Source organism: Streptomyces sp. NPDC006602 (assembly GCF_042870385.1).
In the GTDB taxonomy this organism is placed as follows: Bacteria; Actinomycetota; Actinomycetes; order Streptomycetales; family Streptomycetaceae; genus Streptomyces.
This window is the reverse complement of the sequence record NZ_JBIAHG010000009.1, coordinates 16,157-29,915: the sequence shown is the minus strand read 5'-3', so window position 1 is coordinate 29,915 and position 13,759 is coordinate 16,157. Positions and strand designations below refer to the sequence as shown.

At 70.8% G+C, this 13,759-nt stretch carries 14 protein-coding genes; 8 read left to right on the top strand and 6 right to left on the bottom strand.

What is annotated here, in order from left to right:
* Positions 1 to 11: 11 nt before the first annotated feature.
* Positions 12 to 233 carry a hypothetical protein gene (locus tag ACFYO2_RS23175; RefSeq protein WP_388352095.1) on the top strand — a complete coding sequence of 74 codons (222 nt, stop codon included), beginning with the start codon at positions 12 to 14 and terminating at the stop codon, positions 231 to 233.
* Here the strand turns inward: ACFYO2_RS23175 and ACFYO2_RS23170 are convergent, their stop codons facing one another.
* Positions 234 to 842 (bottom strand): flavodoxin family protein, encoded by a 609-nt coding sequence (locus tag ACFYO2_RS23170; protein ID WP_388352092.1) that lies wholly within the window; start codon positions 840 to 842, stop codon positions 234 to 236.
* Between the two features lie 75 nt (positions 843 to 917).
* On the opposite strand from ACFYO2_RS23170, the gene ACFYO2_RS23165 reads away from it, so the two are divergent.
* The 3 genes from ACFYO2_RS23165 to ACFYO2_RS23155 are packed head-to-tail and all read left to right on the top strand — an operon-like array spanning position 918 to position 2,796.
* On the top strand, positions 918 to 1,931 hold the full coding sequence (locus ACFYO2_RS23165; protein WP_388352089.1) for an iron-containing redox enzyme family protein: 1,014 nt from the start codon (positions 918 to 920) through the stop codon (positions 1,929 to 1,931).
* Between the two features lie 21 nt (positions 1,932 to 1,952).
* The gene (locus ACFYO2_RS23160; protein ID WP_388352086.1) at positions 1,953 to 2,618 is read left to right on the top strand and encodes a HemK2/MTQ2 family protein methyltransferase; all 666 of its coding nucleotides are present in this window, start codon (positions 1,953 to 1,955) and stop codon (positions 2,616 to 2,618) included.
* Positions 2,599 to 2,796 (top strand): CDGSH iron-sulfur domain-containing protein, encoded by a 198-nt coding sequence (locus ACFYO2_RS23155; RefSeq protein WP_388352083.1) that lies wholly within the window; start codon positions 2,599 to 2,601, stop codon positions 2,794 to 2,796. The genes ACFYO2_RS23160 and ACFYO2_RS23155 overlap by 20 nt, the downstream gene beginning before the upstream one ends.
* A gap of 253 nt (positions 2,797 to 3,049) precedes the next feature.
* On the opposite strand, the gene ACFYO2_RS23150 is transcribed toward ACFYO2_RS23155, so the two are convergent.
* Positions 3,050 to 3,484, bottom strand: a complete 435-nt coding sequence (locus ACFYO2_RS23150) for a protease inhibitor (protein WP_388352080.1) — start codon at positions 3,482 to 3,484, stop codon at positions 3,050 to 3,052.
* A gap of 333 nt (positions 3,485 to 3,817) precedes the next feature.
* Between ACFYO2_RS23150 and ACFYO2_RS23145 the strand changes: the two genes are divergently transcribed.
* The gene (locus ACFYO2_RS23145) at positions 3,818 to 4,369 is read left to right on the top strand and encodes a hypothetical protein (RefSeq protein ID WP_388352078.1); all 552 of its coding nucleotides are present in this window, start codon (positions 3,818 to 3,820) and stop codon (positions 4,367 to 4,369) included.
* Positions 4,370 to 4,525: 156 nt separating this feature from the next.
* Positions 4,526 to 5,695: a lactate 2-monooxygenase gene (locus ACFYO2_RS23140; protein ID WP_388352076.1), complete on the top strand. Its 1,170-nt coding sequence runs from the start codon at positions 4,526 to 4,528 to the stop codon at positions 5,693 to 5,695.
* 18 nt (positions 5,696 to 5,713) lie between these two features.
* Here ACFYO2_RS23140 and ACFYO2_RS23135 read toward each other — a convergent pair whose 3' ends face one another.
* From ACFYO2_RS23135 to ACFYO2_RS23125, 3 genes are all read right to left on the bottom strand, one after another.
* Positions 5,714 to 7,333, bottom strand: coding sequence for an RICIN domain-containing protein (locus ACFYO2_RS23135; RefSeq protein ID WP_388352074.1), 1,620 nt, complete (start codon positions 7,331 to 7,333; stop codon positions 5,714 to 5,716).
* A gap of 510 nt (positions 7,334 to 7,843) precedes the next feature.
* Complete coding sequence (locus tag ACFYO2_RS23130; RefSeq protein ID WP_388352071.1) at positions 7,844 to 8,221, bottom strand: toxin Doc; 378 nt, start codon at positions 8,219 to 8,221, stop codon at positions 7,844 to 7,846.
* Between the two features lie 3 nt (positions 8,222 to 8,224).
* Positions 8,225 to 8,470: a hypothetical protein gene (locus ACFYO2_RS23125; protein ID WP_388352068.1), complete on the bottom strand. Its 246-nt coding sequence runs from the start codon at positions 8,468 to 8,470 to the stop codon at positions 8,225 to 8,227.
* 335 nt (positions 8,471 to 8,805) lie between these two features.
* Between ACFYO2_RS23125 and sigJ the strand changes: the two genes are divergently transcribed.
* Together sigJ and ACFYO2_RS23115 are read left to right on the top strand one after the other, a co-directional pair.
* Positions 8,806 to 9,750 carry an RNA polymerase sigma factor SigJ gene (gene sigJ / locus ACFYO2_RS23120; RefSeq protein WP_388352065.1) on the top strand — a complete coding sequence of 315 codons (945 nt, stop codon included), beginning with the start codon at positions 8,806 to 8,808 and terminating at the stop codon, positions 9,748 to 9,750.
* A complete protein-coding gene (locus tag ACFYO2_RS23115; protein WP_388352063.1) occupies positions 9,747 to 11,231 on the top strand; it encodes a cytochrome bc complex cytochrome b subunit in 1,485 nt (494 codons plus the stop codon). The genes sigJ and ACFYO2_RS23115 overlap by 4 nt, the downstream gene beginning before the upstream one ends.
* Here the strand turns inward: ACFYO2_RS23115 and ACFYO2_RS23110 are convergent.
* On the bottom strand, positions 11,222 to 13,465 hold the full coding sequence (locus tag ACFYO2_RS23110) for a glycoside hydrolase family 9 protein (RefSeq protein WP_388352060.1): 2,244 nt from the start codon (positions 13,463 to 13,465) through the stop codon (positions 11,222 to 11,224). The two genes, ACFYO2_RS23115 and ACFYO2_RS23110, sit on opposite strands and share 10 nt — an antisense overlap.
* Positions 13,466 to 13,759: the final 294 nt, after the last annotated feature.

The window sequence follows — 13,759 nt, the reverse complement described above, 5'->3', positions numbered from 1 at the left end:
GGGAGACAGCCGTGTCCGACGCCAAGAAGAACGCCGAGCGGAATGACAGGAACGACGGCCGGAACAACGACCGGACGGACGGGCCCGAGACGGCGCTCGAAGAGGTCCTCCGCGAGATAGAGGACGCCGAGACGCGTACCCGGGACTCCGCCGAGCAGCGCCGGCACCGGGGTGAGGCATCGGAGGCCATCACCCCGAACACCCGCGCCCAGGAGGAGTCGGAGGGCGACTGACTAGCCTGGCGGTGCGCCCAAGGGGCGCGCCGCCAGGGCACTCGCCACGCCGTACAGGTTGGCCGCCATGGCCCGGCCCGTCCGGTGCGACCAGCCGCGACCCTGCTCGTCGTCGAGGTAGTCGGGGCCGGGGCTCGGCCCGAGGTGCCAGTAGGTCCACGCCTGCCCGGGGATGGTGTAGCCGATGTCGGCGAGCGCGCCCGAGATCTCGCTGATGACGTGGTGGGCGCCGTCCTCGTTGCCGGTGACGACCACGCCGGCGACCCGGTTGTAGGCGACCGGCCTGCCCTCGTCGTCGGTCTCGGACATGAGCGCGTCCATCCGTTCCAGGACCTGCTGGGCGACGGAGGAGGGCCGGCCGAGCCAGGTCGGCGAGGCCATCACGAGGATCTCGGCGTCCAGCAGCTTGTCGTGGACGCCCGGCCAGGCGTCGCCCGCGCGTACGGGTTCGCTGATCACGCCGGGTTCGATGGCCAGGTCGACGGCCCGCACGATCTCGACGTCCACGCCGTCCTTCTCCAGCCGCTCGGCGACGACCCTCGCGAGGGCCTCGGTGTTGGAGGGATTCGGCGACCTCTTGAGTGTGCAGTTGATCACGAGTGCCTTCATGCCGACGCGGAGTACCCGTTTGGGCCGGCTCCACGCCGGGAGTGGCAGCCCACCGGAGCGGGGTACCCGGGGCTCATGCCACACAAGAGCCAGGAACCACGGCTGCCCCCCGCCCGAGGGCCCGTGTCGGCAGCCGTGGCGGAGTACCTGCGAGGTGCCGGACCGCTGCCGCCGCAAGAGGAGGTCGCCGGGGCGACCGTGTACGGCGACGACCTCCAGCTCTCTCTGTACCTCTGCTACGAGCTGCACTACCGCGGCTTCGAGGGCGTCGCCCCGGACCGCGAGTGGGACCCGGACCTGCTGCGCACCCGTGCCGCGCTGGAGCATCGCTTCCTGTCGACGCTGCGCGCCGACACCGCCGTACACGAGAGCGTGGACGACTCGCTCGCGGAGCTCCTCGTCGAACCCGTCGACGGTACGGGCGTCAGCCACTACCTCTCCAAGGAGGGCGAGCTGTGGCAGTTGCGCGAGTACGCCGCGCAACGGTCGCTGTACCACCTCAAGGAGGCCGATCCGCACGCCTGGGTGCTGCCGCGGCTGTGGGGCCGGGCCAAGGCGGGGATGGCGGCGGTGGAGTTCGACGAGTACGGCGGCGGCCGCCCCGACCGCGTGCACGCGCGACTGTTCGCCGACCTGATGACGGACCTGGGCCTCGACACGACGTACGGCCGCTACCTCGACGCGGCGTCCGCCGAGGTACTGGCCACGGTGAACCTCATGTCCCTCTTCGGCCTGCACCGATCCCTCCGGGGCGCCCTGGTGGGCCACTTCGCGGCGGTCGAGATCACCTCGTCGCCGGGCTCCCGGCGGCTGGCCGAGGCGATGCGCCGGACCGGCGCCGGCAGGGCCGCCGAGTTCTTCTACGACGAACACGTCGAAGCCGACGCGGTGCACGAGCAGGTCGTACGCCACGAGGTCATCGGCGGGCTGCTGGCCCAGGAGCCGGATCTGGCGACCGATGTCGTCTTCGGCGTCGACGCCACGGGCCACCTCGAGGACCGCTTGGCCGCCGGCCTGCTCACCGACTGGCGGGCCGGACGATCGTCACTGCGAACACCCATCGCTTCCGAAACACCCCATACCTCCTGATTGTCGGGGTACCCGAGCGACGTGACTCCACTGGTACTGCCGCTGGTCCTGCCGGGCGTCTACGCCCCTCAGGAGGACACCGCCCTGCTCGCCGGGGCCCTTTCGGAAGAGCCGCTGCCACCGGGCGCGGACGTGCTCGACGTGGGCACCGGGTCCGGCGCGCTGGCGCTCGAGGCCGCGCGCCGCGGCACCCGGGTGACCGCGGTGGACGTGTCCTGGCGGGCGGTGTGGACGGCCCGGCTGAACGCCTGGCTGGCGGGGGTGCCGCTGCGCATCCGGCGCGGGAACCTCTTCGGACCGGTACGGGACCAGTCGTTCGATCTGATTCTGACCAACCCGCCATACGTGCCGGCGCCCCTGGGCGTGCGGCTGCCGCACGGGCCGGCCCGGGCCTGGGACGCGGGCCGTGACGGGCGGTTCGTACTGGACCGGATCTGCCGGGAGGCGCCCGCCCTGTTGCGCCCCGGGGGCGTCCTGCTGATCGTGCACTCCGCGCTGAGCGACCCCGGCCGAACGCTGGAGCACCTGCGTGCGGCCGGGTTGAAGGCGTCCGTGACCCGGCGGTGCCGGATCGGCTTCGGCCCGGTGCTGCGGGGGCGTGAGCACTGGCTGCGGGAGCGCGGGCTGCTGTCTCCCGCCGAGGAGAAGGAAGAGCTGGTGGTCGTCCGTGCCGAACTCCCCGTCTGACAGGCCCCGCCGGATCACCGTGCGGCGCCGGGGCCCCCTGCTGGTGGAGGGTCCGGTGGAAGTGGAACTGGAGGACGGCACCACGGTGTCCTCCGACCGCTTCCGCGTGGCCCTGTGCACCTGCCGCCGCAGCCGGCGGTATCCCTGGTGCGACACCAGCCACCGCGAACGGCGCTGACAGCACGCGGTTCGTCGATCGAACCCGCGGAAATTCACCAACGACCGCATACCTCGGGCCTGTCGGTCCGTTTTCCTCCGCCGGCGGACATCCCCAATGGAGAAGGACGGGGAATGAACCGGAGGAATCGGCGGGCGGCCCCACTCCGCCCGCCGACCCCCGGTGCGGGATCACAGGTCCCCGTGACAGGGGGCCGCACTCCCCATCTGCGGGCCCCTCGGGACGTTCCCGGGGAACGTGCGATCCCGGTCCCTCAGAACGTGAAGACGCTGCTCCCGTGGACGCTCTTCACGCACTCGTTGGCGAAGGTGCGCTGGTAGGAGACGCGCCGGCCGCGCCAGACACCGTCGACGGTGACGACGACAGGGTCGTACTCCTTGGTGCACTGGACGCCGTCTCTCACCGCGAGGGCGTCGAAGTCCCCGGCGGCGGCGCGCAGTTCCGGGCACGCGGAGGCGGCGGCCGGATGGGTGCCCGAGGCGGTCGGGGCGCAGCTCAGGGTGACGGCGCGTTCCGGGGTGACGGTGGCGGCGCTGTCGCCGTGGCCCATGGTGAGTACCAGGGCCGAAGGGGCGTAGAGCGCGGACGGGGTGGTGGAGGGTTCGGCGAGGGCGGCGCCTGTCAGGGGTCCGCAGACTGCGGTGGCCGTGAGGCCCAGGGTCGCTGCCCAGCGCGCGGTGTTCCGCATTGTGTGCATCCTTCCGCTCGGTTCGACGAGATGTCGATGCGCCGCGATCCGGCTCGGTCGGTGCCGGTGCGGCGAGCGCGAGTCTGCCGAGTCCGGCACCGGAACTCACATCGACCCCACCGGTTTCGGTAACCTTGCGTATTGAATCAGTGGCGCGAAGTAACGGAATTCGAACGTTGCGACCCTGGAATCGCGCGGTTCTTGATCGCCCGTTCCGGCCGGATGGCCGGATTCCCCCTGTCAGTTAATAGTCCTGAAACATTCCACTTCAGCCGTCAGCGCACTCCCGCTTCGACCCTTGCGTTCTCGGTCCAGCCGAGTAATCGTGATTACATGATTACGACAGAGCAGCAGGAGAAGCTGCGCGGCTGGTTCGCCGGCCGCGTGCCGGACGACCTCTTCGAGGCGCTGGTCGAGGTGACGGCCGACCGCGAGGAGATCACCGTGATCGGCCGCATCCCCGAACCCCGGCTGGCCGAGGACGTATCGGCCGCCGAGCGGGAGGCGGCCGTGCAGGGCCGGGTCCAGGAATTCCGGGAGCGCACCCGGGAGGCACGCATGACGGTGGCGCAGGAGGCCCAGCACCGGTTCCGCCGGAAGGTGTCCTGGGGTGTGGAGTGCGGGGCGGAGCGGGTCTTGTTCACGCACGTGGCGGCGCCCGTGATGACCCGCCTGCGCCAGCCCGAGCGCCAGGTCCTCGACACCCTGGTGGCCGCCGGCGTGGCCCGCAGCCGCAGCGACGCCCTCGCCTGGTGCGTCCGCCTGGTCCAGCGCCACACCGACGACTGGCTGGCCGAACTGCGGGACTCCCTCGAACACGTTCAGCGGGTGCGTGCCCAGGGGCCCGACACCGAGCCGGAGGAGCCGGCGTCGGACAGTGAGTGACCGGGAGGCTCTCCACCGCCGTCCCCTCGCTGAAGCCCCCTTGTCCGTCGGATACGTCGTCGGCTGAGTCAGTTCGCTCCCGGTGGGCGGACTCGCGCGTACTCGCCGGTATGGTCGCGGCGACGCTGCTCGACGAGGAGAGGCAGGGCGGTAGGGATGGGCAAGCACTGGGCGGACTTCCAGTACGAGATCTATCTGAACGGGATGTCGGGCGCCGTACCGCGCCTGCCCACCGATCTGACGCGACTGGAGGAGCTGACCGAACAGCGGCTCGGCCCCGGCCCGGTCGGCTATGTGGCGGGCAGCGCGGGCGACGGCAGCACGGCCCGCGCCAACCGGGCCGCGCTGGAGCGCCGCCGGATCGTGCCGCGCATGCTGCGGGATGTCCACGAACGCGACCTGTCCGTCGAGGTGTCGGGCCGCGCGCTGCCCGCACCGCTGGCGCTGGCACCGGTCGGGGTGCTGTCGATCATGCACCCGGACGCCGAGCCGGCCGCCGCACGGGCCGCCGCCGCGCAGGGCGTGCCGTACATCCTGTCGTCGGCGTCCAGCACTCCGATGGAGCAGGTCGCCGCGGCGATGGGCGACGCCGAGCGCTGGTTCCAGCTGTACTGGCCGAAGGACCCCGAGGTGGCCCGGAGTTTCCTGGGCCGGGCGCAGGCGGCGGGGTTCACCGTCCTGGTCGTCACGCTCGACACGCCCCTGCTGTCCTGGCGTCCCCGCGACCTCGACCAGGCGTATCTGCCGTTCCTGCACGGCGTGGGCACCGCCAACTACTTCTCCGACCCGGCGTTCCAGGCGGGTCTGGCCAAGCCGGTGCACGAGGATCCGAACGCGGCGGTCATGCACTTCGTCGGCATGTTCGCGGATCCCGCCAAGACCTGGCCGGACCTGGCGTTCCTGCGGGAGAACTGGGACGGGCCGATCCTCCTCAAGGGCGTCCTGCACCCGGACGACGCCCGGCTCGCCGCCGACGCCGGGATGGACGGCGTGGTGGTGTCCAACCACGGCGGCCGTCAGGTGGCCGGCTCGGTCGCGGCGGCCGACGCGCTGCCCCGGGTCGCGGCAGCGGTCGGCGACCGCCTGACCGTCCTGTTCGACAGCGGCATCCGCACCGGCGACGACGTCTTCAAGGCCCTCGCCCTGGGCGCCCGAGCGGTCCTGGTCGGACGGCCGTACGTCTACGGGCTCGGACTCGACGGCCAGGCGGGCGTCGAGCACGTGATCCGCTGCCTGCTGGCGGAGTTGGACCTCACCCTGGCCCTGTCCGGACACGCCACACCGGCGACCGTCGGCCCCGCCGACCTGATGGAGGACCCCTCCTGAGAGCCGGGCGGGCTCCGTCTAGGCCTGGTCCGACATCCCCACCACCCGCGCGCCGGGCGTCTGTGTCCCGGTGACCGACAGAGAGCCGGGGGTCGCCGTCGACGTCGGGTCGGTCAGCCAGCGTTGGCCGGCGGAGCCGTCGCGGACCTTGGCGACGATGTCGGCGCCCGGGTCGTCGGTGGTGGAGGCGAGGGCGAGCTGCGCGTCCCAGCGGGTGAGCAACTCGCCCTGCACGGTGAGGTCGTAGCGCACGTCGTCGGCCCGCTTCGCCTTCTCCCCGGCGCACGTGCCGAGGATGACCACACCGGCGTCGGCGTGCGAGTCGAGACACAGGTCGGGCTCCGCCACGCTGCGCAGCAGCCCGTCACTCTCGTACGACCACTGCTGCGTGGGCGCGGACGAACATGCCGCCAGTTCGGTACCGGCGCCGGACTTCGGTGCGCCCGTGATGTCGAGGCACAGGTCGGCGTCGATGTTGCGCAGTCTGGTGCGTCCCGGTGCGCCCGGGAGCTGGGCGGTGCCGGAGGACGCCGTCGGCGGGGCCTGGGAGCCGGCGCCCGGGGCCGCGCCGACGCCGCCGGTCGCGCTCGTCGAGGCGGCCGGATCGACGCCGTCCTCACCCGACCACATGCTGGCGACGAGCACGGTCGCCAGCAGTCCGGCGGAGGCCAGGCCCACTCCCGTCAGGAGCGTCCTCGAGGACCGCAGGCCGCCCGGGATCCGGCGGCCGGGCGCGGGGATCCCCGGCAGCAGCCGACGGCGTCCGCCGCCGTGCCGGGAGGAGCCGCGCGTGCGCGGCTGCTGCGCCCGTGCCGGACGGGACTCGAGATAGCGCCGGCCGCCCCAGCCGAGCACCGCCTCGGCGAGAAGTACGCCCAAACCGCCCTCGAAATGGCTCAGTTGTTCGGCGGCGTTTCGGCAGTGGCGGCACTCCCCCAGATGCTGTTGCACATCCGGCAGCAAGGCTCCGCCGCGGCGAATGGGGACGTCGAGGAGCCGGTTGTAGAAGCGGCAATCCTTGGTCGGCGCGAGTTCCCGATGGGCATGTACACAACCTTCGCGGAATTTTTCACGCGCCTGTTCGAGTGCCGCCGACGCGGTGCCGGTATCCATGCCAAGGAGAGCGGCGGGTACGGCAATACCCTCCGCCTCGGCCTCGACGTGCCACAGCAAACACCGAGCGAGTCCGGGAAGCGCGTGGAATGAACGCTCCGCCAACATGCGATTTTCGGGCGTCAGCGACTTGGCCGCGCGCATACCGCGACCTCCGGAGGGTTTCCCCAATTCCGGCAGTACTTCCGATATGTGCTCCTCGGCCGACCACTGTCTGACGGTGTCCCGCACTGTCACGAGTAACCGCGGGCGCAGCGCCACGGCCGGCTCGCCGACGGTGAGCCGGTCGAACACCTGGTGGAAGGCGGCGGCGGTGACCATGGAGGCGGTGTCCTGCGGGGAGGCAAGGCAGATCGCCGCGTACTCGTGGACCGGCCGCCAGTGCCGCGCCATGAGCAGCGCGACGGACTTGCCGGCCTCGACGTCCGGGCGGCCTCTGAGCGCGGCGCCGAGGGCCTCGTCGGATTCTTCGGGAACCCCGCCGACCGGGGGGTAAGGAGGGCGAGGGGGGTGGGGGGTGGGCACTGAGCGGATTCCTTCCCACGCGCATGGGGACACAGATTCTGGTCGCCGGAAAAGAAGCCCTGACGGGCGCTCACTTTTCAGGCGCGGCGCGAGGAGCGTGAATTCACCGACGTCCGTCCGTCCCGGTTCCCCACGGCACGAATGCGAGTCGGCCCCTTACCCCCCACACCGGCTGTTCACCCTCGCACAGTCACTCATGACCAACAAGGCACTTGGGAAACATCCACACCGTTGAAAGAAAGTCAGATACGGCGCCGAGGCAGCGGGCAACTCATCGGGCCCGTACGGATTTTCGCCTCGCATGCGCCCCGTGTGATTCACGCGCACGCGCCGGAGCGGTACGCACGCTCCCGGCGCACACCGCCGCGTAGTGCACTGGAACCGGCCTTTTCCTCGGAGGCCCCCGCGCAGGACGGCGGCTCTCCTGCGCGCAGCCGGCCGCCGGCCCCGTTCCTCCCGCCCTCGGCCGGCGGCCCCGGGGCGGGCGGCGGATCCCACGCGTGGGAAGCGTCAGATCTGCCAGGAACGCAGCCGGTCGGCCGCGCCGTACACGTCCACCTTCCCGGAGATCAGGTCCCGGGCGAGGTCGACGAGGGCGCCGTAGGGCGGGTCGATGCCGACGCCGCTGACGAACATGTACGCCACCGCCGTCGCGCACGCGAAGCGGGCGTTGGCCGCCGGCAGCGGCTTGAGCAGGGCGAGGGTGTGCAGCAGTGCGGCGGCCCGCCAAGCCGGGTCGGAGTCCACGCCGAGGCGGGGCGGGTCGACGCGGTGCCGGGCGACGGCGGCCACTAAGGCGGAGAAGTCGTTGATCGTGGGCTGGTCGGGCAGAACCTCTTCGTGCCGCTGGAGCAGCCAGGGCACGTCGATGTGAACGACGGGAGCCATGGGTCAGGCGACCCGCCCCTCGCCCTTGGCGGCCGGTTCGTCGTCCGGGAAGGCCTCGGCGAACTCGTCGGCGTGGGACGCGAAGAACCGGCGGAACGCCTCCGCGCCCTCCTGCAGTGCTCGGTGCCGGGCGATGTCGGCGGCGGCCGCCTCACGCACGAGGGCCTTCATGGACGTACCCCGCTCCTTGGCGATCTGCCGCAGGTCCTCTAGCTCGCGGTCGCTGAACTCCACATTGAGAGCTGGCATGCCCTCACGGTACCGCGCGGGTACTTACTCGTAAATATCACCAGGTCACACCGGTAATGCAGCGGTACCGGAGGGTGCGAACGCCGTGTCCGGTTCCCGCCGGACGCCCGGGGGGCGGGACGGCAGACTCGTAGGCGAGAGACCGCGAACGGTAGGGGGCGAGGAAGCGAGGGGGCGAGGTCACGCGCTGGGGATCGTCTTCCACGACGCGTCCCAGGTGCATTGATCACGACGCGTCCAGGATGAGGCGTGGGTCACATTCAACCGGTCTGATGTCACACTCCGGCCCCCGCGGGGCGTCGCAGTGGTGAGCGCGCCACTGGGGAGGCCCACACATGTCCGAGCACACCGTTCCCGACCGTTCCGAGACCGGCGGACCGTCCGTCGACGCGACCGGAGTGTTCGTCGGGCATCGCGAACTGTTGTTCGGCGTCGTCTACAACATGCTGGGCAGCGTCGCCGACACCGAGGACGTGCTGCAGGAGACCTGGCTGTCGTGGACGGGGCGGCGCGGCGGCGCCTCGCTCGACGGGATCGACAACCGGCGGGCCTATCTGGTCCGTATCGCCGTCAACCACGCGCTGGCCCGCCGTGCCGCGGTCAGTCGCCGCCGGGAGACGTACGTCGGTCCGTGGCTGCCCGAGCCGCTGGTCGCCGGCGAGGACGGCGGGGCTGAGGATCCGGCGCTGCGTACCGAGTCGGTGTCGATGGCGATGCTGGTGGTGCTGGAGTCCCTGTCTCCGCTGGAGCGGGCGGTGTTCGTCCTGAACGAGGTGTTCGGGTACGCCCACACCGAGATCGCGGAGATCATCAACCGAACCCCGGCTGCGGTACGGCAGCTGGCGCATCGCGCGCGGCGCCATGTGCACGCGCGGCGGCCGCTGTACCGGGCCCATCCGCGGGTGCGGCGGGAGGCGACCGAGCGGTTCGTGCGGGCCGCGCTCGGCGGGGACATCGCCGAGCTGATGGAGATCCTGGCGCCGGACGTCACGGTGTGGACGGACGGCGGGGGGCTGCGCAAACCGGCGGGACTGCGCCCGGTGCACGGCCGGGACAAGGCCGTCCGCCTCATCACCGGGTACGCCGGCCGGCGCGGCCCGCAGAACCTGGACCTGCGCTACCGGCGCGTCAACGGCGACGACGCGGCCGTGCTGTTCGAGGGCGACTCGCCGTACGCGGTGATGGTCATGGACCTCACCCCTCAGGGCGACCAGGTGTCGGGCGTCTACATCGTGACCAACCCCGAGAAGCTCACGCACGTGCAGCGGGAGGAGACGTGACAAGCAAGGGCGAGCGAGTGGCCGACTGGTTCGACGGCCGTGTCGGCATCCACACCCTCGGCAGGCGGTACCTGCGCAAGGTCTTCCCCGACCACTGGTCCTTCCTCCTCGGCGAGATCTGTCTGTACAGCTTCGTCGTCCTGATCATCACCGGCGTGTGGCTCACACTGTTCTTCCACCCGTCGATGAACGAGGTGACATACCACGGCAGTTACACCCCGCTCAACGGCGTCCGCATGTCCGAGGCGTACGCCTCCACGCTGGACATCAGCTTCGACGTGCGCGGCGGGCTGCTGATCCGGCAGCTGCACCACTGGGCGGCGCTGGTCTTCGTGGCCGGGATGTTCACGCACATGATGCGGCACTTCTTCACGGGGTCGTTCCGCAAGCCGCGTGAGATCAACTGGCTGTTCGGCTGGTCCCTGCTCTTCCTCGGCCTGTTCGAGGGCCTCTTCGGCTACTCGCTGCCGGACGACCTGCTGTCGGGGACGGGCCTGAGGTTCGTCGACGGCGCCCTGTTGTCGGTCCCGGTCGTGGGGACGTACCTCTCGATGTTCCTGTTCGGCGGCGAGTTCCCCGGCGACGACATCGTGGCCCGCTTCTACTCGCTGCACATCCTGGTGATCCCGGGCATCATGGCGGCGCTCGTGGTGGCTCATGTACTGCTGGTCGTCTACCACAAGCACACCCAGTTCGCGGGGCCCGGGCGCAGCGAACGTAATGTCGTCGGTGCCCCGTTCTTCCCGGTGTACATGGCGAAGGCGGGCGGTTTCTTCTTCCTGGTCTTCGGGGCGCTCGCGCTGATCGCGGCCGTGGCGTCGATCAATCCTGTCTGGGAGTACGGCCCCTTCCGCGCCGACCAGGTCTCCACGGGCGCCCAGCCCGACTGGTATCTGGGGTTCGCGGAGGGCCTGGTCCGGGTCATGCCGGGGTGGGAGATCACCCTGTGGGGCCACACCCTCGTCCTCGGTGTGCTGATACCGATCGTCGTGTTCCCGCTGCTCCTGTTGTTCATCGGCGTGTACCCGTTCCTGGAGGCCCGGATCACGGGTGACAAGCACGAGCACCACCTCCTCGACCGCCCACGCAACCGGCCCGTCCGTACCGGGATCGGCGCGGCCTGGATCAGCGCCTACCTGATCCTGCTGGCGGGCGGGGGCAACGACATCGTGGCGACCCGGCTCCATCTGTCGATCAACACGGTGACGTGGGCGGTCCGCGTCGCGGTGTTCGTCGTTCCGGTGGCCGTCTTCGTCGTCACCCGGCGTATCTGTCTCGGTCTCCAACTCCGCGACAGGGCATTGGTGTTGCACGGTCGCGAGACCGGCGTGATCAAGCGGCTGCCGCACGGCGAGTACGTCGAGGTGCACCAGCCGCTCGATCAGGCCCGGCTCCACACCCTGACCGCCCATGAGCGGCCAGGGGAGCTCGTGGAGCATGAGCGGCCGAAGGAACTGGTGGATGGTGAGCGTCAGCCTTGATCCGCCACGAAGGACGCCATCCGGGTCAGGGCCGAGTTCCAGTTGATGGTGTGCTCGTTCGTCGACCAGGACTGGATGTCGTCGATGTAGCAGAACTGGCCGACGCAGCCCTGGAGTTTGCTCTGTGCGTAGGGGTCCTGGATGGACGAGTTCGGCCCGCCCGCGAGGGTTCCGTCGGGCGGGGCCGGCAGGCTCGGGTCGAGCTGGCGGGCGTACCAACGGCTGTGCTGGTTGTGGGAGTTGACCTCGCCATAACCGGTCACGTACGACATGTTCAGCGCGTTGCGGCCGAGGATGTAGTCCATGCTCTGGACGGCGCCGTCACGGTACTTCGAGGCGCCGCTGATGTCGTACGCGGTGGCGATGACGACCGCGTTGTGCAGGACCTGGTGGTTGGAACCCCAGTCGTAGAGGTTGTCGGCGGGGGCGTACGGCATGCCGTACGGCTGTGCCTTCAGGGTGGTCAGGTAGCGGTCCGCGCCCTTGATCACGGACTGGCGCACCTTGTCCCGTCCGGGCAGCTTGCTCGGTACGGTCGCGAGGTCGAGGCGGGCCGCGGCCGCCGTCCTGGCCCAGTCGTAGCCGAGCGGGCCGAAGATGTCGGCCGTGTGGACGGGCGAGGCGAGGACGTGGTCGGCGAAGGACTTCTCCCCCGTGGTCAGGTACAGCTCGGCCGCAGCCCAGTAGAACTCGTCGGTGGCGTCGGAGTCGGCGTAGGAGCCGCCGCCGATGCCGTCGTTGGGGTCGGCGTACATCTCGGGGTGGGCGAGGGCCGCCGTCCATGCCTTGCGGGCGGCGGCGAGGGCCTTGGCCGCGAAGGCCTTGTCGTAGGGTGCGTACAGGCGGGCCGCCTGCGCGGCCGTGGCCGCCAGGTTCAGCGTGGCCTGGGTGCTCGGGGGGTGCAGTTCACGCTTCTGCGGGTCGTCGCTGGGCAGCAGCGGCAGCCCGGTCCACTGTTCGTCGTGCATCTTGTGGTGGGCCATGCCGGCCAGCGGCTGCCCGTCCGGTACCTGCATCTTCAGTAGGAAGTCCAGTTCCCAGCGGACCTCGTCGAGGAGGTCCGGCACCTTGTTGCCGCTCTCCGGGATGGCGAGGGTGCCGTCGCCCAGCTTGGCCGGCTGTCCGGTGCGGGCCGTCAGGGAGCGCTCGTAGGTGCTCAGCAGCTCCCAGGTGGAGATGCCGCCGTTGACGACGTACTTGCCGTGGTCGCCGGCGTCGTACCAGCCGCCGGTGACGTCGAGGGTGTAGTCGCAGACGCCCGGCTGACAGGGCACGTTCGAGTCGCCCTGGTTGGGCGCGACGCCGACATGGCCGGCGGGGCGGGCGTAGCCCGGGCGCAGGTCGTCGCGGATCGCGATGCCGCTGCGCTGCGTGTAGTAGTACTTCGCGGCGTCCAGGCGCAGCTTCTCGTAGGCGCCCGTGCCGATGTCGAAGGGGCGGCCGGTCTCGCCGTCGGCGACCAGGGTGAAGCCCGTGCCCTGCTTCTGGTAGGCGCCGAAGTCGATCGAGTGGACGTTCTGCCCGGAGGAGGCGTCGGCGCCACGCGGCACGGTCCAGCCCTGGGCCACCACCGCGCCGGCGGAGTTCTTGAGCTGCCAGGGCAGTTTCGTGGTCGCGTCGGTGACCAGGGTGGCGTTCTTCGGGCCCGCGGGCAGATAGGCGACCTGATTGACGCGCACCCGGGGTCCGGTGTCGGGCTCGTACACCTCGGGCGGCACCCCGCCCAGCAGCGACACGTCGTCCATGCAGAAGCGGAACGGGTCGGCGCTGCCGCCGAGTTGGAAGCCGACCTGGCCCTGGGCGGTGTCGACGGGCGAGGTGAACGTGTAGGAGTACGCGTTCCCCGACACGCTCAGCTGCGGGCTCACCTCGAAGTAGGTGTCGTACGGGGCCGCCGACAGGCCCACGATCGCGCGCAGGACGTGTCCGTCGGGCGAACCGGTGGCGGTGAAGGAGAACTTGTACGACTCCCCCTTGACCAGGGTGAGGTCGTTCTGGCCGACGGCGGCGTCCCAGCGGTTGGCGGTGCCGCCCGGCACGTCCGCGCACAGCTGTCCGTCGGACAGGCCCGCGGTGACGTTGCTGGTGCTCCACCAGGGGGCGGTGGTGGTGTCGAAGGTGCCGTTCCTGACCTGTTCGACCTCGTCGGCGGCGGCCCCGGGGGCGGGAAGGCCCACGAGTGCCGCCCCCAGCAGGGCGGTCAAGGAGAGCAAGGCGGTTCTGCGTCGTTTCACGTCTGGGCTCCTCGGGGGAGGTGCGGGGTGACGCTCGTCGTGGGAGCGCTCCCAGATGCGGGCGCAGGCCATGCTTGTTGGAGTCATGACACCCAGTCAACGGTCCGGACGGGACCGGTTCCCGTCCGGACCGCACCGGGAGCCGCTTAGAGCTCCGAACAAAGGTGGAGTCCGATCAGCTCGCGGCGTCTGGTGCGTGCGATCGCAAGGCGCCGGAAGCTCCTCGTAGCGGAGCTACTAGGGGCTTTCGGCAACGCGGCGAGCGTGCGTGCCAGGCGTCGCGAGCCGGGCTCC